The sequence below is a fragment of the Telluria sp. ZB2R32 genome (assembly GCF_059685715.1).
Window position 1 is genome coordinate 378,233 of record NZ_JCASIG010000005.1, and the last position, 22,706, is coordinate 400,938.

The following is a 22,706-nucleotide window of genomic DNA, read 5'->3' on the forward strand; positions in this document are numbered from 1 at the left end:
AGCCCCAAGCCCAAGCCCAAGCCCGAATATGTCGAACACAATGCCCTCTCCCCATCGCGTCGCCGTCATCGGCGGCGGCCCCGCCGGCCTGATGGCGGCCGAAGTGCTGGCCTCCGGCGGCGCCCAGGTCGACGTCTTCGACGCCATGCCCTCGGTCGCGCGCAAGTTCCTGCTGGCCGGGAAGGGCGGCATGAACATCACCCATTCCGAGCCCTACGATGCCTTCGTGGCGCGCTACGGCGCGCGCAGCGGCGAAGTGGCGGCCTGGCTGGCGGGGTTCACGCCGGAGGACGTGCGCGCCTGGATCCACGGGCTCGGCATCGACACCTTTGTCGGCACCTCCGGCCGCGTGTTCCCGACAGATATGAAAGCGGCGCCGCTGCTGCGCGCCTGGCTGCACCGCCTGCGCGACGCGGGCGTGCGCTTTCACATGCGCCACCGCTGGCTGGGCTGGGAGGGCGACGCATTGCGTTTCTCCACACCGGATGGCGAAACAATCGCCCGCTTCGATGCCGTCGTGCTGGCGCTGGGCGGCGCCAGCTGGCCGCGCCTTGGTTCGGATGGCGCCTGGGTGCCGCTGCTGGAACAACGCCGGGTCGCCGTCGCGCCGCTGGCGCCCGCCAACTGCGGTTTCGACGTCGACTGGTCGCCGCACTTCAGCGACAAGCACGCCGGCGCGCCGCTGACCACCGTGGCGATCGGCTACGAGGAGCGTGACGGCGGCCGCGCACGGCGCCAGGGCCAGTTCGTGGTGACCGCCACCGGCATCGAGGGCAGCCTGGTGTACGCCTTGTCGAACGTGCTGCGCGACCAGATCGCCGCGCGTGGCGAAACGACCATCTGGCTCGACCTGGCGCCCGACCACGATGCCGCGCGCGTACGCGCCGAAGTGCTGCGTCCGCGCGGCGCGCGTTCGATGTCGAGCCACCTGCAAAGCCGGCTCGGCATCAAGGGCGTCAAGGCGGGCCTGCTGCGCGAATGCCTGGCGCAGTCCGATTACATGGACGAAGAAGTGCTGGCTGGCGCGATCAAGGCGCTGCCGCTGGTGCTGAAACGCCCCCGCCCGATCGACGAGGCCATCAGCAGCGCCGGCGGGGTGTGCTTCGAGGCCATCGACGAACACGGCCAGCTGCGCGCCGTGCCGGGCGTGTTCGTGGCCGGGGAAATGATCGACTGGGAAGCGCCGACCGGTGGCTATCTGCTGACGGCGTGCTTTGCCAGCGGGCGCGCGGCGGCGCGGGGCGTGCTGGCCGTGGCGTAGGGTGGGCTTGCCCATCCTACGGTCCGGGCACCGTTCAGTGATCGAAATGCACGTCCCCGCTCCCCGTACGGCTGATGCTGCGCTGGGCCGGATCGCCATACACGTCGACGTCGCCGCTGCCGCTGACGGCCACCGCCACCGTCGCGCTGGCGTTCACGCTGGCGTCGCCGGAGCCGGTCTGGCGCACGTTGACGCTCTCGGCGCGCAGGCGCTGGGCGTCGAGCGTGCCGGAGCCGTTGGAGGCGCCGTCGAAGCTGCGCGCGGCGCCGGCGAGGGTGATGGTGCCCGAGCCGGTCAGTTCGGCCGCGACGCTGTCGCCGTTGCCGGCGTCGAGCGTCAGTTCGCCGCTGCCGTGCACGACCGCCCGGGCCTGGCGGTAGCGGCCGTTGAAGTCGACGCTGCCCGAGCCGTTCAGTTCGACCTCGATCGCCTCGCCCGAAAAGCCGTTGACGCGGGTGTCGCCGCTGCCGTCGACGCCGACCCGGTCCAGCGCCGGCAGCGTGAGTTCGACTTCGATCGGCTGGCGGTGGCGCAGCACGATGCCGCGCGTGCCGATGTGCAGCACGCGCCCGGTCTGGCTGGTTTCGACGTTGGCCAGCAGGCGCTGTTCGCCGCGCACCACGAGCCGCGGCTGGGCGCCGTAGCGCAGGGTGAGGTCGATCGGTCCGGACAACTCCACCGCGCGCACCTGGCGCGTGACCGGACGGGTTTCTTCGCCGACGATGCGCGCGTCCAGGCGCGCGCTGCCGCCGTGGGCGCGCAACGCGCCGTAGGACAGTCCGATCAGGACCAGGGCGAGGACCAGCAGGCCGAACGCCACCTTCAGTAAAGAACGCATCGCAATCCTTCGACGATCAGCTGCCGCGCAGCAGCGACATGTTCATTTGCGCATAGCGCTTCGCGCCCAGCGCCGCGTAGCGGGTGACGACGATCGACACCAGGAACAGCACGATCCCGCCCAGCACCGCGGACAATCCCAGCGCCGTCTGGGTGGTGCGCGCGTCGCCGTCCAACTCGGTCGCGATGCGGATGCCGTCGCCGGCCGCGCCCGCGTCCTCGGGCGCGCCAGCGGTCCCGGCCCCGGGTTCCCTGTCGCTGGTGACCTCGACACCGTTCTCGTCGATCTTGACGCTGGTACGCACCTGGTCGTTGCCGATGTCGTTGATGATCTCGCGCAGCGGGCCGTCCAGCACCAGCTCGTTGGCGCCGGCCAGGCCGCTGGCGGTGATCGCGATGCCGCCGACGTACAGGGCAAAGGCGCAGGCGTAGAGCGTCGCCAGCAGGGCGCCGAAGACGGCCGCCGGGATCACCATGAACAGGTTGAAGATCAGCAGGCCGACCACCGAGACGAACACGCGCACCAGGTTGGCCGGGTTCTTTTGCGCGGCGAAAGCGTTCATGTGGGTATTCGCGCGCAGGGTCAGGGCGACTTTTTTCGGGTCGTCCAGTTCGCGCGCGATGTCGGTCTCGAGCCGGCCGGCGGCGGCGCCGTCGACGAAGCGCTGCTCGTACCAGGCCAGGGTCCTGGCCTGCAGCTCCGGCGGCAATCCGAGCAGGGCGCGTTTCAGCTCCTCGAGGTAGTCGAGTTTACCCATGGTGCTGCGATCCGGTCAGGCGTGGCCGAGCGCGAGCATCGACAGCAGCGCCGCGCGTGTCGCGTTGCCGCGTGCGCCGAAGAGTTCGGGCGCGACCAGCACCAGGGTGCTGGCGGCGACCAGGGCCAGCAGGAGCAGGGTGCGCAAGCCGAGTTGGGGTGTCATGTGATGTGCCGCTTCCAGTTATCCGATGCTGCTACTGTACGGATTCGGACGGCAAGCCGCCAGCGGCGTGCGACAGGCTGCGGTTTCCCTTGCCTGAAGCGTCTCCTCGCAGGATGATCGACGCCGCCGCCTGGCCGCTGCGCACGGCGGATTCGAGCGTGGCCGGGTAGTCGCCCGTTCGTTCGTCGCCGGCCGTGTAGTCGCCGGCCAGCACCAGGCCGGGCAGGGCGGTGGCGTTGGCGGGGCGCGCCAGGCCCGGCGTGCAGGCAAAGGTGGCGCGCTTTTCGGTGATCACGCGGCTCCAGACCGGCGCTTCCAGCCCCATGCCGGGAAAGGCAGCGCCCAATTGAACGGCGCAGGCGCGCGCCAGCGCATCCTGGTCGAGCGCGGCGGCGGCGCCGGCGGCGCTGATCACCACCGCCAGCAGCCCGGCCTGGTTCGCATCGATCTGGCCGCGGTCGAACACGAACTGGCCGAAGCGTTCCTGGCTGGGGGCGTCGAGCAGTGCGCAGAACGGCAGCGGCAGGCGCAGCGACGTATCGTATTGCAGGTAGCAGGTGGCGATCGGCTCGTACTCGAAACCTTCCAGCTGCGCGGCCAGTTCGGTGGTTTCCACATGCGGCGCAAGCAGGGTCGCAGCGACCGCCGCCGGCGTCGCCAGCACGACGGCATCAAACACGCCGCGCCAGGCGCCGCCGAGGGCCTGGCCGGCCGCGGCCAGTTCCCAGCCGCCCGCCTTGCGCGTGAGCGCGGACACCTTGGCGCCGCCATGCACGGCGCCGCCCTGCGCTGCGATGAAGCGTCCGGCCGCCTGCGGGAACAGCGCGCCCAGGTCGAGGCGGGGAATCAGCATGTCGGATGCCGCACGCCTGGCGCCCAGGCTGTCGCGCAGCACGGCGAGGAAGACGTTGGCCGAGGCGCGCTCGGGGGCGGTGTTCAGGGCCGCCAGGCATAGCGGATGCCACATCAGGCGCACCAGGCGTTCGGTCTGGCCGAAGCGTTCGAGCAGCACGGTGACGGGAACGTCGGTATCGAGCCGCCAGCCCATCCATTTCGCCGCGCTCGAGAACTGCGCCAGCGCCAGCTTGTCCGCGCGTTGCAAGCCCCTGGCGCGCAGCAGGGCGACCAGCACGTGCAGGGGCGCAGGCAGGCGCGGCGCTACAAAATCCATACCGTGGTCGCCCGGCGGATAGCGCATCTGCAGCGGCAGGCGCAGGATCGCCGCAGCCGGGTCGATGCCGACCCGTTTCATCAGTCCCAGGGTTTGCGTGTAGGCGCCGAGCAGGATGTGCTGGCCGTTGTCCAGCCGGCGCCCATCGACTTCGACGGCGCGCGCGCGTCCGCCGAGGGTACGCGCCGCTTCGAACAGGGTCACCTGTGCGCCGCGCCGCGCCAGCTCGACCGCCGCCGCGCAACCGGCCCAGCCGCCGCCGACGACGGCGACCGTGGGCAGGCTTTTAGTTGCGGACATAGGTCTTCCACGCCAGCCACAGCTTGCGCAGCGGCGTGAGCGAGATGCGCTGGTTCAGCACGTGGAAGTTGTCGCGCGCGATTTCGTCGAGCAGGGTGCGGTAGATCGCCGCCATCATCAGGCCCGGGCGCTGGGCGCGCCGGTCTTCTTTCGGCAGCAGGGCCAGGGCTTCGTCGTACATGGCCTGCGCGCGCTCGACCTGTAAGCGCATCAGCGCCTCGAACTTCTCGCTGTGGCGGGAATTGAGCAAGTCGGCCGCGGTGACGCCGAACTGCTGCAGTTCGTTCACCGGCAGGTAGATGCGGCCCTTGCGCGCGTCTTCGCCGACGTCGCGGATGATATTCGTCAGCTGGAACGCCAGGCCCAGCTTCTCGGCGTACTGCAGGGTCTGCGGATTCGCAAAACCGAAGATGCTGGCCGAGAGGATGCCGACCACGCCCGCCACGTGCCAGCAGTACTTGCGCAAGCCGGGATAGTCGAGGTAGCGGCTCTGGTCGAGGTCCATCTCCATGCCGTCGATGATCGCCTGCAGGTGCTGCTCTTCCAGGTGGTAGACGTCGAGGTGTGGCTTCAAGGCCTGCGTCACCGGGTGCGTCGGCGTCCCCTTGACCATCGCCGAGACCTCGGTGCGCCACCAGGCCAGCTTGATGCGCGCCAGCGAGGCGTCGGTGGCGTCGTCGACGGTATCGTCCACCTCGCGGCAGAATGCGTACAGGGCCGTGATCGCACGGCGGCGCTCAGGCGGCAGGAACAGGAAGCTGTAATAGAAGCTGGAACCGCTCTGGACAGTCTTTTGCTGGCAGTATTCGTCAGGAGACATGTAAAAAAGGCAATATCGGGGAGGCGAAGCCGCTATCTTAGCCGATGCGCGTCACGGCCGGGCTGCAAGCGGTGGCTTTTTTGCTCACCCTTACGACTTACATGCGCAGCGCGCGCCATCCCATGACCAGGTAGTCAAGCTTGCCCAGCTGCGGACGGCGGCGGTAGACGTCGTAGCCGGCCGCCTCGATCCGCTCCAGGATGCGCAGCCCGCCCTGGATCACCAGCCGCAATTCCCAGCCGATGCGGCCCGGCAGGCGCGTGGCCAGCGGGGCGCCGGACAGCATCAGGGCGCGCGCGCGTTCGACCTCGAAGGCCATCAGGCTGCGCCAGGCCGGGGTGTCGGCATGGGCGGCGATGTCGGCTTCGCCGACGCCGAAGCGCGCCAGGTCGTCCTGCGGCAGGTAGATGCGTCCCTTGGCGATATCGATGCCGACGTCTTGCCAGAAATTGATCAGTTGCAGGGCGCTGCAGACGGCGTCGGCGTCGCGCAAATTGGTATCGCCGTCGACGCCATAGAGCGCCAGCATCAGGCGCCCGACCGGGTCGGCCGAGCGCCGGCAATAGTCGAGCAGCGCGGGGTAGTCCGGATAGCGCGTGGTGACCACGTCCTGGCGGAAGGCCGAGAGCAGGTCGCGCAGCGGCTGCAGCGACAACGCATGTTGCGCGACGACGACGGCCAGGCGCGCGAACATCGGCCGGGCGGGAGTGCGGCCGGCGCCGATGTCGTCGAGCGCGGCTTCGTACTCGGCCAGGCCGCGCAGGCGCTCGGTCGGCGTGGCGTCGCCTTCATCGGCGACGTCGTCGGCGCCGCGGGCGAAGGCGTAGATGGCTTCGACGGCCGGCACCAGGCGGCGCGGCAGCAGGATGGATGCGACAGGAAAGTTTTCGTAGTGATCGACGGCCATGGAATGCAATGACCGGCTAGTCATTTGCTAAATGTATTTGCAACATTATAATTGCCGCCGGCTGAGGTGCGCGCTGAGTGGCGCGAATTTGGTCCGATAATAATGATGGCGTGTGCCGAGACGACTGGAAGCATGCCTGCTCTGAACGATAAAAGGAAAAACACCGTGTCCACTCCGACCCGACCGCGCCGCACGCCCACCGCGTGCGCCATGCTCCTGTGCGCAAGCTTGCTGACGGCTTGCTCGAAAGACGAACCCAAGGTCGAATCCGTCCGTCCGGTACGCGCCGCCGTGCTGGCGGCCGGCGCCGCCGGGGCCAGCGCCGACTTTTCGGGCGAGGTCCGCCCGCGCTTCGAATCGCGCCTGGGCTTCCGGGTCGCCGGCAAGATCACGGCGCGCGAGGTCGACGTCGGCAGCACCGTGAAACAGGGCCAGACGCTGATGCAGCTCGATCCGCAAGATTTGAAACTGGCCGCCAGCGGCGCCCAGGCCAGCCTGCGCGCGGCCGAAACCAGTCGCGACCTGGCCGATGCCGACTACAAGCGTTACCAGGAATTGCGCGCCAAGAATTTCGTCAGCCAGTCGGTGCTGGACGGCAAGCGCGCCGCCCTGCGCGCGGCCCAGGCCGAAGCGGACGCGGCCCGTGCCGCCTTCCGCGGCCAGTCGAACCAGGCCGGTTATGCCAGCCTGGTCTCGGACGTGGACGGCGTGGTGACCGGCATCGACGCCGAAGTCGGCCAGGTGGTCACGGCCGGCACGCCGGTGGTGCGGGTGGCGCGTACGGACGAGCTCGACGTCGTGATCGGCATCCCCGAAGACCGCGTCGGCGACTTGCGCAAGGCCAGTTCCGTCACGGTGCGCATGTGGGCCCGGCCGGAGGCGGCGATCGCGGGGCGGGTACGGGAAGTGTCGCCGGTGGCCGATCCGGCCACCCGCACCTACACCGCCAAGGTGGCGATCCCGCCCAGCGCGGGCGTGCGCCTGGGCATGACGGCCTCGGTGCAGGTGGCGTCGAAGAATGGCGGCGCCGGCCTGCGCGCGCCCTTGACGGCGCTGCACCACGAAAAAGGGGTGACCGGGGTCTGGCTGGTCGAGAACGGCGCCGTGCGCCGCGTGCCGGTGAAAGTCGTCGGCCAGGCCGGCAACGACGTTTTATTAGGTGAAGGCGTGCAGGCGGGCCAGACCGTGGTTACGGCGGGCGTGAATCTGCTGCGCCCCGGCCAGAAGGTGCGCATCCTGACCGCCGACGTGGCGCGCCGCGACGATACCGAGGCTGCAGCAGCCGGCACCGGGGCGACTAAATGAGGGGTTTCAATCTTTCGCGCTGGGCGCTCGAACACATCCCGCTGACCCGCTATCTGATCGCCGCCCTGCTGATCGGCGGCATCCTCGGCTATAACGTCCTCGGCCAGGACGAAGACCCGCCGTTCACCTTCCGCGTGATGGTGGTGCGCGCCATCTGGCCCGGCGCCACCGCCGTGCAGATGGCCGAACAGGTCACCGACAAGCTCGAACGCAAGCTGCAGGAAACGCCGTACATCGAAAAGATCCGCAGCTTTTCCAAGCCGGGCGAAACCACCATCCTGATCGAATTGCGCGAATCGGCGCCGCCGAAAGAGGTGCCCGGCGCCTGGTACCAGGTGCGCAAGAAGATCGGCGACATGGCCGGCACCCTGCCGCAGGGCGTGATCGGTCCCTTCTTCAACGACGAATTCGGCGATACCTACGGCTCGATCTTCGCGCTCTCGGGCGACGGCTTTACCTATGCCGAAATGAAGGATTACGCCGACTTCGTGCGCCAGCAACTGCTGGGCGTGCCGCTGGTGGCCAAGGTCGAACAGTTCGGCGTGCAGAACGAGAAGGTCAACATCCTGTTCTCGAGCAGCAAGTTCGCCCAGCTGGGCGTGCCTTTCGAGCAGATCGTCAACCAGCTGGCGACACAAAACAACGTCGAGGCCTCGGGCGTGCTGGTCACTCCGACCGACAACCTGCAGGTGCGCGTCACCGGTGCCATCAAGACCACCAAGGAATTGGAAGACCTGCAACTGCGCGCCGGCAGCACTACTTTCCGCCTGGGCGACTTCGCCACCGTGCAGCGCGCCTACCAGGACCCGCCGACCGACAAGATGCGCTTTAATGGCAAGGAAGTGATCGGCCTGGGCGTGTCGATGGAAAAGGGCGGCAACATCATCACCCTGGGCGAATCGCTGGGGGCGACGGTCGAGCGCATCCGCGCCCAGCTGCCGGTCGGCATCGAGCTGGAACGGGTGTCGGACCAGCCGCGTGCGGTGACCAGCTCGGTGAACGAATTCATCCACACGCTGATCGAGGCGGTCATCATCGTGCTGGCGGTCAGTTTCCTGGCGCTGGGCTTGCACACGAAACCGAAGCTGTCGCTCGACGTGCGCCCCGGCCTGGTGGTGGCGTTGACGATCCCGCTGGTGCTGGCGATCACGTTCCTGTTCATGCGGATCTTCGATATTTCGCTGCACAAGGTTTCGCTCGGCGCCCTGATCATTGCGTTGGGGCTGCTGGTGGACGACGCCATCATCGCGGTTGAAATGATGGTGCGCAAGATGGAAGAGGGGATGTCGCGCCTGGAAGCGGCCACCTTCGCCTATACCTCGACGGCGATGCCGATGCTGACCGGCACCCTGATCACGGCCGCCGGCTTCCTGCCGATCGGCCTGGCCAAGTCGGCGGCCGGCGAATACACCTTTTCGATGTTCTCGGTGAATGCGATCGCGCTGCTGGTGTCGTGGGTGGTGGCGGTCACCTTCACGCCCTATATCGGCTTCATCCTGCTGAAGGTAAAACCGCACGGTCAGGGCCACTCGGAACACGACGTGTTCGACACGCCCGGCTTCCGCCGCTTCCGCAAGGTGGTGACCTGGTGCGTTGACTTTCGCAAGACCACGATCGCCGTCACCCTGGTGGTGTTCGCGCTGGGCGTGTTCGGTTTTAAATTTATCGAGAAGCAGTTCTTTCCGGATTCGAGCCGGCCGGAGTTGATGGTCGAGATGTGGCTGCCCGAAGGCACCAGCTTTGCCGCCAACGAAGCACTGGCGAAGAAGTTCGAGGCCTTCGTGCGCAAGCAGGAGGGTGTGGAAAGCATCACCAGCTATGTCGGCACCGGCAGCCCGCGTTTCTATTTACCGCTGGACCAGATCTTCCCGCAATCGAACGTCTCGCAATTCGTGGTGCTGCCCGTCGATGCCGCGCATCGGGAAACCCTCAAAGCAAGGATCGAGGACGTGTTCAGGAACGATTTCCCGGAAGCGCGCGGCCGCGTCAAGCTGCTGCCGAACGGGCCGCCAGTGCCGTATCCGGTGCAGTTCCAGGTGGCCGGTCCCGACATCGGCGTCGTGCGCGGGGTGGCCGACCAGGTCAAGGACGTGCTGCGCGCCAATCCGAATGCCGTCGGCGTGAACGACAACTGGAACGAGCCGGTGAAAGTGCTGCGCCTCGATCTCGACCAGGATAAATTGCGCGCATTGGGCGTGACCTCGCAATCGGTACGGCGTGCCGTGAATACCCTGCTGTCGGGCACCACCATCGGCCAGTTCCGCGAAACCAACGAGCTGATCGATATCGCCGTGCGCCAGCCGATCGAGGAGCGCTCGACGATTACCGTGCTGAAGGACATGAACATCCCGACCGCGTCCGGCCGTTCGGTGACGCTGGGGCAGGTCGCGCGCGTCGATTTCGTGTGGGAGCCGGGGGTGATCTGGCGCGAGGGCCGCGAGTGGGCGATCATGGTCCAGTCCGACGTCGCGCCCGGCATCCAGGGGCCGACCGTCTCCGGCCAGGTCGCCGAGAAGCTGGCCGCGATCCGCGCGCAACTGCCGGCCGGCTACCGCGTCACGCTGGAAGGGGCGGCGGCCGACAGTTCCGAAGCGGAAGCCTCGATCACGGCGAACGTGCCGCTGGTGCTGTTCATCGTCTTTACTTTGCTGATGCTGCAGCTGCACAGTTTCTCGCGCGCGCTGCTGGTGTTCCTGACCGGGCCGCTGGGCGTGGCCGGGGCGGCGATGGCGCTGCTGGTGCTGGACCGGCCTTTCGGTTTCGTCGCCAACCTGGGCGTGATCGCGCTGTTCGGCATGATCATCCGGAATTCGGTGATCCTGGTCGACCAGATCGAGCAGGACATCAAGGCCGGCGCCGCGCCCTGGGACGCCATCGTCGAAGCGGCGGTGCGGCGCTGCCGGCCGATCCTGCTGACGGCGGCCGCGGCGGCGCTGGCCATGATTCCCCTGTCGCGCTCGGTGTTCTGGGGGCCGATGGCGGTGGCGATCATGGGGGGCTTGCTGGTGGCCACCGCCTTGACGCTGCTGTTCCTGCCGGCTTTATATGCGGCGTGGTTCAGGGTCAAGAAGCCGCGCGGGTAATATCGTTGCGACGTTGGGCATGCCCGCCGTCACCATGTGAATAATGACTGCGGCGGACAATCAACGCGCCGTCGATATATGCACCGACACCCAGGCCCCGCACCGAATGAAAATTCACTCCTATAGTGTCAGAAAATCCAGTAAAATACCGGGTTGAAGTTGTAGCCCCTAAACAATGGAGTGCAAGGGCGGCCGGTTTCTACTGTCGGGCGCCCTTTGTTTATGTGGCAATATGCAATCCTGCGCGAGGATGGCGAAATTGGTAGACGCACCAGGTTTAGGTCCTGACGCCAGCAATGGTGTGGGGGTTCGAGTCCCCCTCCTCGCACCACGAATAATTATTTTTTTGGACGATTTTTACGATGGCAACTGCAGTCGAAACCCTGGATAAACTCGAGCGTCGCTTGACGATCACTTTTCCGCTGAGCGACGTCCGTTCGGAAGTTGAAAAACGCCTCAAGAAGCAGGCCAAGACCGCCAAGGCTCCTGGTTTCCGTCCTGGCAAGGTGCCTCTGAAAATGGTCGCAGCCCAGTACGGCTACCAGATCGAGTCCGACGTGCTGAACGATCGCGTCGGCCGCGCCTTCAACGAGGCAGCCAACGAAAACGGCCTGCGCGTTGCCGGTTTCCCGAAAATCGAAGCGAAGGAAGAAGCGGCCGAAGGCATGCTGGCTTTCGACGCCACCTTCGAAGTGTTCCCTGAAGTCGTCATCGGCGACCTGTCGAACGTCGAGATCGAAACCGTCGCCGCCGACGTGTCGGACGCCGAAATCGACAAGACCATCGACATCCTGCGCAAGCAGCGCGTGCACTACCACACCAAGGGTGAGGCAGGCGAGCACGGCGACGGCGGCGAGCCGGTCGCAGCCAATGGCGACCGCGTGACCGTCGACTTCGTCGGCGTGATCGACGGCGTCGAATTCGACGGCGGCAAGGCCGAAGACTACGGTTTCGTGCTCGGCGAAGGCCGGATGCTGCCGGAATTCGAAGCCGCGACCGTCGGCCTGAAAGTCGGCGAGAGCAAGACCTTCCCGCTGGCATTCCCAGAGGATTACCACGGCAAGGATGTCGCCGGCAAGACCGCAGACTTCACCATCACCCTGAAGAACCTGGAATGGGCGCACCTGCCGGCCGTGGACGAAGAGTTCGCCAAGTCGCTGGGCATCGAAGACGGCTCGATCGAAAAGATGCGCGCCGACATCAAGCTGAACCTGGAGCGTGAAGTCAACGCCCGCGTCAAGGCCCGCAACAAGGAAGCCGTGATGGACGCCCTGGTCAAAGTGACCGAGATGGACGTGCCGACCGTCATGATCCAGCAGGATTCCGAGCGTCTGGCCGAGCAGACCCGCCAGGACATGGCCCAGCGCGGCATGGACGTCAAGAACATGCCGTTCCCGACCGAACTGTTCGCCGAAAAAGCCGAGCGCCGCGTGCGCCTGGGTCTGATCCTGTCGCAACTGGTTGCCGACAACCAGCTGCAGGCAACCCAGGAGCAGGTGAAGGCCCAGATCGAAGATTTCGCGCAGAGCTACGAAGACCCGAAAGAAGTCCTCAAGTACTACTACGCCGACCGTCGCCGCCTGGGTGAAGTCGAAGCCCTTGTATTGGAAGAAAACGTCGTCAACTATGTACTTGGCAAGGCGAAGGTCAGCAGCAAGGCCGTCGCTTTCGACGAATTGATGGGAAGCAACCCGCAGGCTTGAGCGAACGCGTAGGCTTCCCGTTCAGGTTGGCGTGGGAGCCTCCGTTTTGAAAGCCTCTTTACAAGGAACGAACAGGTATGAACCGTAATCCGGCATTGGACACCCAAGCACTCGGCCTCGTGCCGATGGTAGTTGAGCAAAGCGGCCGCGGCGAACGCGCGTACGACATTTACTCGCGTCTGCTCAAGGAGCGCGTGATTTTCCTGGTCGGTCCTGTCAATGACCAGATGGCGAACCTGATCGTCGCCCAGATGTTGTTCCTGGAAAGCGAAAATCCGGACAAGGACATTTCGCTCTACATCAACTCGCCTGGCGGCTCGGTTTCGGCCGGCCTGGCCATCTTCGACACGATGAACTTCATCAAGCCCGACGTGTCGACGCTGTGTACCGGCCTGGCTGCCTCGATGGGCGCTTTCCTGCTCGCCGCCGGCGCCAAGGGCAAGCGCTTCTCGCTGCCGAACTCGCGTGTCATGATCCACCAGCCGTCCGGTGGTTCGCAGGGCATGGCCTCGGACATTGAAATCCAGGCCAAGGAAATCCTGTACCTGCGCGAGCGCCTGGCACGCATCATGGCCGACAATACCGGCCAGACCATCGAGCAGATCCACAAGGATACCGACCGCGACCGTTTCATGTCGGCCGAGGAATCGGTGGACTATGGCCTGATCGACAAGGTGCTGACCAATCGCTCCTGAAATGCGCTTGAGCTGACACAAGGTGTTGCTTAATTAACGCCCGGGCGCCAACACGTTCGGGCGTTTGTTTTTTATTTCGGGTAGCATGATGGTGTACGCGTGGTTTGCCGCGTGCCTGCAGTCGCGAGCTATCTGCGTTATATTCGCGTACTGTATTCTTGAGTTATATTCTTAGTTCTTCATACGAGACAAGCCCCCCATGTCTGACAAAAAATCCTCCAGCGGCGAAAAGCTTCTGTACTGCTCGTTCTGCGGCAAGAGTCAGCACGAGGTCAAAAAACTCATCGCGGGACCATCGGTCTTCATCTGCGACGAGTGCATCGACCTGTGCAACGACATCATTCGCGACGAGACATCGAACGTCGAGTCGGTGGCGGGCGCCAAGTCCGACCTGCCGACCCCGCACGAGATCGCCGAACTGCTCGATCAGTACGTGATCGGCCAGCAAACCGCCAAGCGCATCCTGTCGGTGGCGGTGTACAACCACTACAAGCGCCTGAAGCACCTCGGCAAGAAGGATGACGTCGAGCTGGCCAAGAGTAACATCCTGCTCGTCGGCCCGACCGGTTCCGGCAAGACACTGCTGGCGCAAACGCTGGCGCGCATGCTGAACGTGCCGTTCGTGATCGCCGACGCCACCACGCTGACCGAAGCGGGCTACGTGGGCGAAGACGTCGAGAACATCATCCAGAAGCTGCTGCAGAGCTGCAACTACGAAGTCGAAAAGGCCCAGCGCGGCATCGTCTACATCGACGAGATCGACAAGATTTCGCGCAAGTCCGACAATCCGTCGATCACCCGCGACGTTTCGGGCGAAGGCGTACAGCAGGCGCTGCTGAAACTGATCGAAGGCACGATGGCGTCGGTGCCGCCGCAGGGCGGGCGCAAGCACCCGAACCAGGACTTCGTCCAGATCGACACGACCAACATCATGTTCATCTGCGGCGGCGCCTTCGACGGCCTGGCCAAGATCGTCCAGAACCGTTCGGAAAAGGGCGGCATCGGATTCGCAGCCAGCGTCAAGAGCGCCACCCAGCGTTCGAACAGCGAAATCATGATGGAAGCCGAGCCGGAAGACCTGATCAAGTTCGGCCTGATTCCCGAACTCGTTGGCCGTCTGCCCGTCGTCGCAACGCTCAATGAATTGACGGAAGAAGCCCTGATCCAGATCCTGATCGAGCCGAAGAATGCGCTGATCAAGCAATATTCCAAACTGCTCGAAATGGAAGGCGCGGAATTGGAAATTCGTCCAGCCGCATTGCACGCCATTGCGAAAAAGGCATTGGCACGCAAGACCGGTGCACGTGGCCTGCGTTCGATCCTGGAACACGCACTGCTCGACGTGATGTACGAATTGCCGAATCAGCAAAACGTGGTGAAAGTCGTGGTTGATGAAAATACGATCACGAACGGCGCCAAACCTTTGCTTATTTACAGTGAAACCGCGAAAGCGTCCGGAGAAAATTAAAAAATATCCACGCGGAAAGCACAAAAGCACTTGTGCGCCGGAAGCTTGGCGGTACAATTTACCTCAATAAAAGCATCCGGCTTCAATCGAAAAGCCACTCGCGACCCCGGTCGCGTGGTGGCTTTTTTATTTCAAATCCGGATTTTTATTGGAACGTCCAGATTGCGCTTTGCGATTAAAAATTGCGACAAAAAATTTTATTCGCAGAAATTATTCAGGACGGTCTTGAGTTTTAACCGTGTACGCCCAACATCCGTTACACGCTTTTTATAAGGTATACCATGACAACTTCGAAATTAACCGAGCAAACGACGCTGCCCCTGCTGCCGTTGCGCGACGTGGTCGTATTTCCCCATATGGTAATACCCCTGTTCGTTGGCCGTCCCAAATCGATCAAGGCGCTCGAAGCCGCGATGGAGCAGGGCAAGAGCATCATGCTCGCCGCCCAGAAGGCGGCCGCCAAGGACGAACCTTCCGCCGCGGACATCTACGAGATCGGCTGCGTTGCGAACATCCTGCAAATGCTGAAGCTGCCCGACGGCACCGTGAAGGTGCTGGTCGAAGGCGCGCAACGTGCCCGCATCGATCACATCAGCGACGCGCCGACGCATTTCGTGGCCGAACTGACCCCGCTGCGTTCGGAAATCGGCGACGATTCCGAAGTGGAAGCGATGCGCCGCGCGATCGTCCAGCAGTTCGACCAGTACGTCAAACTGAACAAGAAAATCCCGCCCGAGATCCTGGCATCGCTGGCCGGTATCGATGACGCCGGCCGCCTGGCCGATACCGTCGCCGCGCACCTGCCGCTCAAGCTCGAGCAGAAGCAAGTGATCCTGGAAATCTTCAACGTCGCCAAGCGCCTCGAGCACCTGCTCGGCCAGCTGGAAGGCGAACTGGACATCCTGCAAGTCGAGAAGCGCATCCGCGGCCGCGTCAAGCGCCAGATGGAAAAGTCGCAGCGCGAGTACTACCTGAACGAACAGGTCAAGGCCATCCAGAAGGAACTGGGCGAAGGCGAAGACGGCGCCGACATCGACGAGCTCGAGAAGAAAGTCATCGCCGCCAAGATGCCGAAGGAAGCCCTCGACAAGGCCACCGCCGAGATCAAGAAGCTCAAACTGATGTCGCCGATGTCGGCCGAAGCCACTGTCGTGCGCAACTACATCGACACCCTGGTCTCGCTGCCGTGGAAGAAGAAGTCGAAGGTCACCAACGACCTGTCGAACGCCGAACGCGTGCTGGAAGCCGAGCACTATGGCCTCGACAAGATCAAGGAACGCATCCTGGAATATCTCGCGGTCCAGCAACGCGTCGACAAGCTGAAAGCCCCGATCCTGTGCTTCGTGGGCCCTCCAGGCGTGGGTAAGACTTCGCTCGGACAGTCGATCGCCCGTGCCACGAACCGCAAGTTCGTGCGCATGGCCCTGGGCGGCGTGCGCGACGAAGCCGAGATCCGCGGCCACCGCCGTACCTATATCGGCTCGATGCCGGGCAAGGTGCTGCAATCGCTGGCGAAGGTCGGCGTGCGCAACCCGCTGTTCCTGCTCGACGAGATCGACAAGATGGGTGCGGACTTCCGCGGCGACCCATCGTCGGCCCTGCTCGAGGTGCTGGACCCGGAACAGAACCACACGTTCTCGGACCATTACCTGGAAGTCGACTTCGACCTGTCGGACGTGATGTTCGTGGCGACCTCGAACTCGTTCAACATCCCGCCGGCACTGCTGGACCGGATGGAAGTCATTCGCCTCTCGGGTTACACCGAAGACGAAAAGACCAGCATCGCGCAGCGCTACCTGCTGCCGAAGCAGGTCAAGGCCAACGGCCTGCAAGAGGGTGAGATCAAGGTGGAAGAGTCGGCGATCCGCGACATCATCCGCTACTACACCCGCGAAGCCGGCGTGCGTTCGCTCGAGCGTGAAATCTCGAAGATCTGCCGCAAGGTCGTCAAGATGCTGCTGCTGAAGAAGTCGGACAGGGCGGTCATCGTCAACGGCAAGAACCTGGACAAGTTCCTGGGCGTGCGCCGTTACGACTTCGGCGTGGCCGAGAAGGACAACCAGGTCGGCCAGGTGGTCGGTCTGGCCTGGACCGAAGTCGGCGGCGACCTGCTGACGATCGAAGCCGTCAACGTGCCGGGCAAGGGCGGCATCATTCGCACCGGTACCCTGGGCGACGTGATGAAGGAATCGATCGAAGCGGCCCGCACCGTGGTGCGTAGTCGTGCGCAGCGTTTCGGCATCAAGGCCGAAGCGTTCGAAAAGAACGACATCCACATCCACGTGCCGGAAGGCGCGACGCCGAAGGATGGTCCATCCGCCGGTATCGGCATGACGACGGCGCTGGTGTCGGCCTTTACCGGGATTCCGGTGCGCGCCGACGTGGCGATGACGGGCGAGATCACGCTGCGCGGCGAAGTGCTGCCGATCGGCGGCCTGAAGGAAAAGCTGCTGGCAGCCCACCGCGGCGGCATCAAGACGGTCTTGATTCCCGAGCAGAACGTGAAGGACCTGGCCGAGATTCCGGACAACGTCAAGAACAAGCTCGAGATCGTCCCGGTGCGCTGGATCGAAAAGGTGCTGGAAGTTGCACTCGAACGTCAGCCCGAGCCGATCGTCGACGTGCCGGCCGTGACCGCGGTTGCGCCGACGGCGTCGGCCGAAGGGCAGGGCGGGGTGGTGAAACACTGATCGTAGTTCGATCGGATTGAAGAGGCGCCCTGCGGGGCGCCTTTTTTATTTGAAAGGGCGTGTGGCTCGTCCATGAACACCTTTTCGATGACGCGACGGTTCCGTTTCAGGCGGGCATGCCCGCCCTACGGTGCAGGCGGGCATGCCCGCGCGCGCACTGATGCGCGTCGAATCGAACGCGTCGGACACGGCCGTTCGTCAGCCCGCGCCACATGGAAGCGGCGATCTACAAAACCGAAGCATTCATCGGTGAATGTTGCTTGACAGAAGCAATTCCCCCTTGTTTAATACGCGCTTGCACTTTTTGCAGGAAGGCGCAGCGCCGCCGCGTCAGAACGACTAGAGGATACGAGTGAACAAGACTGAACTGATCGAAGAAATCGCGAAATCCGCGGACATCACCAAGGCCTCGGCCACGCGTGCCCTGGATGCGATGATCGAAGCGGTGACGAACACCCTGAAGAAGAACGACAGCGTGACCCTGGTCGGCTTCGGCACCTTCACCGTTGGCGATCGCGCAGCCCGTACCGGCCGCGATCCGCGCACTAAGGAACCGATCAAGATTAAAGCGGCAAAGGTTCCGAAATTTAAGGCTGGTAAAGCGCTAAAAGATGCTGTAAACTAATGCCTTCTCTGCAGCGACATGCAGAGAAATCATCCTCAGGCAGGTGAAGAGCTTAGGCTTCTTGGCCTTTACCGCAGGGGTGGTGTAGTACCGGGTTATTTTGTGGAGCGGTAGTTCAGTTGGTTAGAATACCGGCCTGTCACGCCGGGGGTCGCGGGTTCGAGCCCCGTCCGCTCCGCCACAAAATGCTCATCTGGAGCGGTAGTTCAGTTGGTTAGAATACCGGCCTGTCACGCCGGGGGTCGCGGGTTCGAGCCCCGTCCGCTCCGCCAGATTTCAGTGATACCTGGGATGCTTGAGAAAGAGCATTCCAACGAGAAGAGGCGAACGCGAGTTCGCCTTTTTTTTTAACTGTGCTTTGAAGCCATTTCTACAGCGATTGGTGGACCATGTTTGATTTCGTACGTAACAACAAGCGCTTGCTGCAGGGTGTCCTGCTGCTGCTGATCATCCCTTCGTTCGTGCTGGTTGGCGTCGACAGCTACCAGGACCGTGGTGACAGCGGTACCGGCGTGGCCAGCGTCGACGGCCGCAACATCACCCAGCAGGAGTGGGACGATGCGCAGCGCCGCCAGATCGACCAGGCACGCCAGCAGATGGGTCCGCAGTTCGACCAGAAGATGTTCGACACGCCGCAAGCCAAGCGCGAAGTGCTGGAAAACCTGGTCGCCGAGCGCGCCGTCAATGCCGAAATCGCGAAGAACCACCTGACCGTGAGCGACCAGGCCGTCTTCAAGGCCATCAACGCCATCGAAACCTTCCGCAAACCCGACGGCAGCTTCGACATGGACGGCTACCGCGCCGCCCTGGCCGCCCAGGGCATGACGCCTGAAGCATTCGACGCGCGCATGCGCCGCGACATGGCGATCCAGCAGCTGGCCGGCTCGATCCAGGGCACGGCCTTCGTGCCGCGTTCGATCGCCGCGCGCATCTCGAACATCAACGACCAGGAACGCGAAGTGCAGGAACTGCTCTTCCCGCTCGCCCAATACCTGCCGCAAGTCAAAGTCACCGACGACATGGTCAAGGCTTTCTACGACAAGAACGCCAACCTGTTCCAGATCCCGGAAACCGTCAAGGCCGAGTACATCGTGCTCGACAGCGCCGCCGTGGAAAGCCAGGTCAGCGTGACCGACGCCGAAGTGAGCCAGTTCTACAGCGCCAACCAGAAGCGTTTCACGACGCCTGAGCAGCGCACCGCCAGCCACATCCTGATCACGCGCGCGCAGGGCGCCAAGCCGGCCGAGGATGCTGCAGCCAAGGCGAAAGCCGAAGCCGTGCTGGCCGAAGTACGCAAGAACCCGGCCGACTTTGCCGCGATCGCCAAGGCCCAGTCGCAGGATCCAGGTTCTGCGCAGGCAGGCGGCGACCTCGGCGTCGTCGAGCGCGGCAGCCTGGTCAAGTCGGTCGAAGATGCGATCTATGGCCTCAAGGAAGGCGAAGTCAGCGGCATCGTGCCGTCCGAGTTCGGCTACCACATCATCAAGCTGACCGGTCTCAAGGCGCAGACCCAGAAGTCGCTCGAAGAAGCCAGGGCCGAGATCGCGGCCGAAGTGAAGAAGTCGAAACTGTCGAAAAAATACTCGGAACTGGCCGAACAGTTCAACGACAGCGTCTACGAGCAATCGGACAGCCTGAAGCCGACCGCCGACAAGCTGGGTTTACCCATCCAGACCGCCGAGAACCTGGCGCGCAAGCCGAATCCGGCGCTGGGCGCCGCACCGTTCAACAACGAAAAGTTCCTCACCGCCCTCTACTCGACCGATTCGATCAAGAACAAGCGCAATACCGAAGCCGTCGAAGTGGCGCCAGCCGTCCTGATCGCCGGCCGGGTGGTCGAATTCAAGCCGGCAAGCAAACGTCCGCTGGCCGAAGTCGAAGCCGCCATCCGCCAGCGCGTGACCCAGGAAGAAGCGCTGCGCCTGGCACGCCAGGCCGGCGAAGCGAAACTGGCCGCCGCCAAGGCATCCGGCGACGCCGCAGGATTCGGCGACGTGAAAGTGCTGTCGCGCACCAAGGAACCGGCGATCAACCCGGCCGGCGCGCTGGCCGTGTTCAAGGCCGACGTCACCAAGCTGCCGGCCTACGTCGGCGTCGACCTGCCGGGCCAGGGTTATGCCGTGTACCGCATCGGCAAGGTCGCGCAACCGGCCCAGCTCGACACCGCGCGCCGCGCCCAGGAAGCCGAGCAGATCGGCGGCCTGGTCGGACAGGCCGAGCTGTACAATTTCGTCGAGGCGATCAAGGTCAAGGCCAAGGCGAAAATCAATGCGGCGGCAGGTGCTGCGCCTGCTGCGGCCGAGTAATACGACGGGGCCTGCGGCCCTTGCGGCAACAAAAAACCCGGATGCGCAAGCATCCGGGTTTTTTTACGTCCTATACATTGTTGCCAGTGCCGAGCGCAGGGATGCAGGGTAGGCGGCTCCACCCGGGCGCTCGCACGCACGCTGCATATGCGCCGCCCACCCTACGTCCCTCCGGCCTGCTTCGCGTTACGCGGCGTGTAGCGTCTGCGCCGCCCTCACGAAATCCTGCTCGGCGATATCGCCCAGCTCCAGCACCTGCGCCTGCCCGTACTGCACGAAATTGCGGTCGATCGAGCGCAAATACGCCGGGTCGTAGTGCTCGACCAGCAGCTGGTCGACCAGTTCCGGCATCGCGCCGCTGTTGGCCAGCGCGTGCCAGGCGTCGATCCTGGCGCGGCCATGCAGCTGCACCAGATGGTCCAGCTGGCCGTTGAGGGCGCCGGGATCGCGCGCGAAGTGCTCGTAGTCTTCCATCAGCAGCCGCACCCGGTTCGGGCGCGACAACTGCACGGCGATGCAAGGCGCGGCGCGCATGCGCTCCATGACGGCGCCCGGCACGCGCAGGTTGCCGACTTTTTTACTTTCGGACTCGACGAACACGGGGCGGCTCGGATCGAAGCGGCGCAGCAGGTCCCAGATCCGGGTTTCGAACATCTTTTGCGTCGGCTGCGGTTCGTGCGGCAGGTGTCCAAGCACCGAGCCGCGGTGGGCGGCGAGACGTTCCAGGTCGAGCACCTGGGCGCCGATGCCGTCCAGGGTTTCCAGCAGCCGGCTCTTGCCGCTGCCGGTGGTGCCGCAGATCACGCGCCAGTCGAGCGCGGGCGGCGCCTCCAGGGCGGCGCTGACGTGGGCACGGTAGGCCTTGTAGCCGCCGTCGAGCTGCACCACCGGCCAGCCTATTTTCGCCAGGATATGCGCCAGCGAGCCGCTGCGGTTGCCGCCGCGCCAGCAATACACCAGCGGTTTCCATTCCTTTGGCCTGTCGGCGAACTGCTCCTCGATGTGCCGTGCGATATTCCGGGCCACCAGCGCGGCGCCCAGCTTCTTCGCCTCGAACGAACCGACTTGCTTGTAGAGCGTGCCGACCCGCACCCGCTCCTCGTTGTTCAGCACCGGGCAATTGATTGCGCCAGGTAAATGGTCGAGGGCGAACTCGCCTTCGCTGCGGGCGTCGATGATCGTGTCGAACCCGTCGAGGTCGGGGAGAATGTCGGCAAAGCCGAGGACGGCTGGGTATTTCATGGGGCTTTGATCAGGGAAGAGAAGGTCGGCCAGATGTTGTTCAGGATGATCGGGTGCGCTTGTGCGCTCGGGTGCAGGCGGTCGGACTGGAACAGCGCCGGCTTGTCTGCCACGCCCTCGAGCATGAAGGGCACCAGCGGCGCCTTGAACTCTTTCGACAGTGCGCCGAACATGCCGAAGAAGCGTTCGGTGTACGCGCGGCCATAGTTCGGCGGCATGCGCATGCCGATCAGCATCACCTTGGCGCGCTGCTGCTGCGACAGCGTGATCATCTGGCGCAAGTTCGCCGCCGCCGCGTCGACCGGCAGCCCGCGCAAGCCATCGTTGGCGCCGAGTTCGATCACCACGACGTCCGGCTTGTGGGCCGTGAGCAGGGCCGGCAGGCGCGCGCGGCCGCCGCTGGTGGTCTCGCCGCTGATGCTGGCGTTGACGATGGTGGCGTCGATCTTCTGCGCCTTGAGTTTCTGTTCGAGCAAGGCGACCCAGCCGGCGCCGCGCGCCAGGCCATATTCGGCCGACAGGCTGTCACCCACCACGAGTACGGTTTTTGGTGCAGAATAGGCGCTCGCCGCCGCGAGCCCCAGGCTTGCAGCGACAGTTAACTTGAAGATTGTGTTCTTTAGAAAAGCCAGCATGCGCGATAACCCCGAAGCGTTCAAAACACCATTCACCACCGCAGCGACTGCCGACCTTGCAGCTGCCATACGGGTGGAAGCATTGTCCAAGCGGGTGGCGGACGCCAGCGGCGAACTCACCATCCTGCACAGCATTGATTTTACCGTGCAACCGGCCGAGACGCTCGCGATCGTCGGCGCCTCGGGTTCCGGCAAGTCGACCTTGCTTGGCTTGCTGGCCGGACTCGACACGCCGAGCGGCGGCAAGGTGCTGCTCGATGGCACCGATATCTTCGCCCTCGACGAAGATGGCCGCGCCGCTTTCCGCAAGGCTAAGCTCGGCTTCGTGTTCCAGTCGTTCCAGCTGCTGGCGCATTTGAATGCGGTTGAAAACGTGATGCTGCCTTTGGAGCTGCGCGGCGATGGACAGGCGCGTGACAAGGCGGAGGCCATGCTGGGGCGGGTCGGGCTGTCGAGCCGGCTGCGGCATTATCCAAAGTACTTGTCCGGCGGCGAGCAGCAGCGCGTGGCCCTGGCACGCGCTTTTGTCACGGAGCCGCCGCTGCTGTTTGCCGATGAGCCCACCGGCAGCCTGGATGCGGCGACAGGGGAGGCCGTGATTCAGCTGATGTTCGAGCTCAACCGCGAACGGGGGTCGACGCTGGTGCTCGTGACGCACGATCCGGCGATGGCTGCGCGCTGTGGGCGGACGATCACAATCGCGGCTGGCAAGTTAGTTTAAGCGGGGCGTTTCGA

Annotated in this window: 18 protein-coding genes and 3 tRNA genes; 13 read left to right on the forward strand and 8 right to left on the reverse strand. The window is 64.4% G+C overall.

Annotated elements, in window-relative coordinates; translation table 11 throughout:
* Positions 1-40: 40 nt before the first annotated feature.
* The gene (locus tag AC56LG_RS16810) at positions 41-1,261 is read left to right on the forward strand and encodes a TIGR03862 family flavoprotein (protein ID WP_497167213.1); all 1,221 of its coding nucleotides are present in this window, start codon (positions 41-43) and stop codon (positions 1,259-1,261) included.
* A gap of 34 nt (positions 1,262-1,295) precedes the next feature.
* Here the strand turns inward: AC56LG_RS16810 and AC56LG_RS16815 are convergent, their stop codons facing one another.
* The 6 genes from AC56LG_RS16815 to hpnC all read right to left on the reverse strand — a co-directional run bounded on the left by AC56LG_RS16815 (position 1,296) and on the right by hpnC (position 6,219).
* Entirely contained in the window at positions 1,296-2,099 is an 804-nt protein-coding gene (locus AC56LG_RS16815; RefSeq protein WP_497167214.1) for a head GIN domain-containing protein, read from the reverse strand.
* A gap of 16 nt (positions 2,100-2,115) precedes the next feature.
* Positions 2,116-2,856 carry a DUF1700 domain-containing protein gene (locus tag AC56LG_RS16820; protein WP_497167215.1) on the reverse strand — a complete coding sequence of 247 codons (741 nt, stop codon included), beginning with the start codon at positions 2,854-2,856 and terminating at the stop codon, positions 2,116-2,118.
* 15 nt (positions 2,857-2,871) lie between these two features.
* Positions 2,872-3,021 carry a hypothetical protein gene (locus tag AC56LG_RS16825; RefSeq protein WP_497167216.1) on the reverse strand — a complete coding sequence of 50 codons (150 nt, stop codon included), beginning with the start codon at positions 3,019-3,021 and terminating at the stop codon, positions 2,872-2,874.
* 31 nt (positions 3,022-3,052) lie between these two features.
* Positions 3,053-4,492, reverse strand: a complete 1,440-nt coding sequence (gene hpnE, locus AC56LG_RS16830; protein WP_497167217.1) for a hydroxysqualene dehydroxylase HpnE — start codon at positions 4,490-4,492, stop codon at positions 3,053-3,055.
* Positions 4,479-5,312, reverse strand: coding sequence for a presqualene diphosphate synthase HpnD (gene hpnD, locus AC56LG_RS16835; RefSeq protein WP_497167218.1), 834 nt, complete (start codon positions 5,310-5,312; stop codon positions 4,479-4,481). The genes hpnE and hpnD overlap by 14 nt, the downstream gene beginning before the upstream one ends.
* A gap of 97 nt (positions 5,313-5,409) precedes the next feature.
* Positions 5,410-6,219, reverse strand: a complete 810-nt coding sequence (gene hpnC, locus AC56LG_RS16840; protein WP_497167219.1) for a squalene synthase HpnC — start codon at positions 6,217-6,219, stop codon at positions 5,410-5,412.
* A 132-nt stretch (positions 6,220-6,351) separates the two neighbouring features.
* Between hpnC and AC56LG_RS16845 the strand changes: the two genes are divergently transcribed.
* From AC56LG_RS16845 to AC56LG_RS16895, 11 genes are all read left to right on the forward strand, one after another.
* The gene (locus tag AC56LG_RS16845; protein ID WP_497167220.1) at positions 6,352-7,524 is read left to right on the forward strand and encodes an efflux RND transporter periplasmic adaptor subunit; all 1,173 of its coding nucleotides are present in this window, start codon (positions 6,352-6,354) and stop codon (positions 7,522-7,524) included.
* Positions 7,521-10,607 carry an efflux RND transporter permease subunit gene (locus tag AC56LG_RS16850; RefSeq protein ID WP_497167221.1) on the forward strand — a complete coding sequence of 1,029 codons (3,087 nt, stop codon included), beginning with the start codon at positions 7,521-7,523 and terminating at the stop codon, positions 10,605-10,607. Before AC56LG_RS16845 ends, AC56LG_RS16850 begins: the two co-directional genes overlap by 4 nt.
* Before the next feature lie 244 nt (positions 10,608-10,851).
* A tRNA-Leu gene (locus AC56LG_RS16855) sits at positions 10,852-10,938 on the forward strand.
* A gap of 31 nt (positions 10,939-10,969) precedes the next feature.
* Entirely contained in the window at positions 10,970-12,310 is a 1,341-nt protein-coding gene (tig, locus tag AC56LG_RS16860) for a trigger factor (protein WP_497167222.1), read from the forward strand.
* A gap of 77 nt (positions 12,311-12,387) precedes the next feature.
* Positions 12,388-13,005, forward strand: coding sequence for an ATP-dependent Clp endopeptidase proteolytic subunit ClpP (gene clpP, locus AC56LG_RS16865; RefSeq protein ID WP_192054182.1), 618 nt, complete (start codon positions 12,388-12,390; stop codon positions 13,003-13,005).
* A 199-nt stretch (positions 13,006-13,204) separates the two neighbouring features.
* The gene (gene clpX, locus AC56LG_RS16870) at positions 13,205-14,473 is read left to right on the forward strand and encodes an ATP-dependent Clp protease ATP-binding subunit ClpX (protein WP_193685896.1); all 1,269 of its coding nucleotides are present in this window, start codon (positions 13,205-13,207) and stop codon (positions 14,471-14,473) included.
* A gap of 281 nt (positions 14,474-14,754) precedes the next feature.
* Entirely contained in the window at positions 14,755-17,163 is a 2,409-nt protein-coding gene (gene lon, locus AC56LG_RS16875; RefSeq protein WP_497167223.1) for an endopeptidase La, read from the forward strand.
* Positions 17,164-17,515: 352 nt separating this feature from the next.
* Entirely contained in the window at positions 17,516-17,788 is a 273-nt protein-coding gene (locus AC56LG_RS16880) for an HU family DNA-binding protein (RefSeq protein WP_435756335.1), read from the forward strand.
* 104 nt (positions 17,789-17,892) lie between these two features.
* Positions 17,893-17,969, forward strand: a tRNA-Asp gene (locus tag AC56LG_RS16885).
* Between the two features lie 14 nt (positions 17,970-17,983).
* Positions 17,984-18,060: transfer RNA gene (locus AC56LG_RS16890), tRNA-Asp, on the forward strand.
* 117 nt (positions 18,061-18,177) lie between these two features.
* The gene (locus tag AC56LG_RS16895) at positions 18,178-20,094 is read left to right on the forward strand and encodes a SurA N-terminal domain-containing protein (protein WP_497167224.1); all 1,917 of its coding nucleotides are present in this window, start codon (positions 18,178-18,180) and stop codon (positions 20,092-20,094) included.
* 186 nt (positions 20,095-20,280) lie between these two features.
* Here the strand turns inward: AC56LG_RS16895 and mnmH are convergent, their stop codons facing one another.
* Both mnmH and AC56LG_RS16905 read right to left on the reverse strand, forming a co-directional pair.
* Entirely contained in the window at positions 20,281-21,336 is a 1,056-nt protein-coding gene (gene mnmH / locus AC56LG_RS16900) for a tRNA 2-selenouridine(34) synthase MnmH (protein WP_497167225.1), read from the reverse strand.
* On the reverse strand, positions 21,333-21,971 hold the full coding sequence (locus tag AC56LG_RS16905; protein ID WP_497167226.1) for an arylesterase: 639 nt from the start codon (positions 21,969-21,971) through the stop codon (positions 21,333-21,335). The genes mnmH and AC56LG_RS16905 overlap by 4 nt, the downstream gene beginning before the upstream one ends.
* On the opposite strand from AC56LG_RS16905, the gene AC56LG_RS16910 reads away from it, so the two are divergent.
* Positions 21,970-22,692, forward strand: coding sequence for an ABC transporter ATP-binding protein (locus AC56LG_RS16910; RefSeq protein ID WP_497167227.1), 723 nt, complete (start codon positions 21,970-21,972; stop codon positions 22,690-22,692). The genes AC56LG_RS16905 and AC56LG_RS16910 overlap by 2 nt on opposite strands.
* The last annotated feature ends 14 nt before the right edge of the window (positions 22,693-22,706 follow it).

Excerpts from the sequence above, each read along its gene's own strand:
- AC56LG_RS16810 (WP_497167213.1), top strand. The coding sequence starts at position 41 with ATGCCCTCTCCCCATCGCGTCGCCGTCATCGGCGGCGGCCCCGCCGGC.
- AC56LG_RS16815 (WP_497167214.1), bottom strand. The coding sequence starts at position 2,099 with ATGCGTTCTTTACTGAAGGTGGCGTTCGGCCTGCTGGTCCTCGCCCTG.
- AC56LG_RS16820 (WP_497167215.1), bottom strand. The coding sequence starts at position 2,856 with ATGGGTAAACTCGACTACCTCGAGGAGCTGAAACGCGCCCTGCTCGGA.
- AC56LG_RS16825 (WP_497167216.1), bottom strand. The coding sequence starts at position 3,021 with ATGACACCCCAACTCGGCTTGCGCACCCTGCTCCTGCTGGCCCTGGTC.
- hpnE (WP_497167217.1), bottom strand. The coding sequence starts at position 4,492 with ATGTCCGCAACTAAAAGCCTGCCCACGGTCGCCGTCGTCGGCGGCGGC.
- hpnD (WP_497167218.1), bottom strand. The coding sequence starts at position 5,312 with ATGTCTCCTGACGAATACTGCCAGCAAAAGACTGTCCAGAGCGGTTCC.
- hpnC (WP_497167219.1), bottom strand. The coding sequence starts at position 6,219 with ATGGCCGTCGATCACTACGAAAACTTTCCTGTCGCATCCATCCTGCTG.
- AC56LG_RS16845 (WP_497167220.1), top strand. The coding sequence starts at position 6,352 with ATGCCTGCTCTGAACGATAAAAGGAAAAACACCGTGTCCACTCCGACC.
- AC56LG_RS16850 (WP_497167221.1), top strand. The coding sequence starts at position 7,521 with ATGAGGGGTTTCAATCTTTCGCGCTGGGCGCTCGAACACATCCCGCTG.
- tig (WP_497167222.1), top strand. The coding sequence starts at position 10,970 with ATGGCAACTGCAGTCGAAACCCTGGATAAACTCGAGCGTCGCTTGACG.
- clpP (WP_192054182.1), top strand. The coding sequence starts at position 12,388 with ATGAACCGTAATCCGGCATTGGACACCCAAGCACTCGGCCTCGTGCCG.
- clpX (WP_193685896.1), top strand. The coding sequence starts at position 13,205 with ATGTCTGACAAAAAATCCTCCAGCGGCGAAAAGCTTCTGTACTGCTCG.
- lon (WP_497167223.1), top strand. The coding sequence starts at position 14,755 with ATGACAACTTCGAAATTAACCGAGCAAACGACGCTGCCCCTGCTGCCG.
- AC56LG_RS16895 (WP_497167224.1), top strand. The coding sequence starts at position 18,178 with ATGTTTGATTTCGTACGTAACAACAAGCGCTTGCTGCAGGGTGTCCTG.
- mnmH (WP_497167225.1), bottom strand. The coding sequence starts at position 21,336 with ATGAAATACCCAGCCGTCCTCGGCTTTGCCGACATTCTCCCCGACCTC.
- AC56LG_RS16910 (WP_497167227.1), top strand. The coding sequence starts at position 21,970 with ATGCGCGATAACCCCGAAGCGTTCAAAACACCATTCACCACCGCAGCG.
- AC56LG_RS16905 (WP_497167226.1), bottom strand. The coding sequence starts at position 21,971 with ATGCTGGCTTTTCTAAAGAACACAATCTTCAAGTTAACTGTCGCTGCA.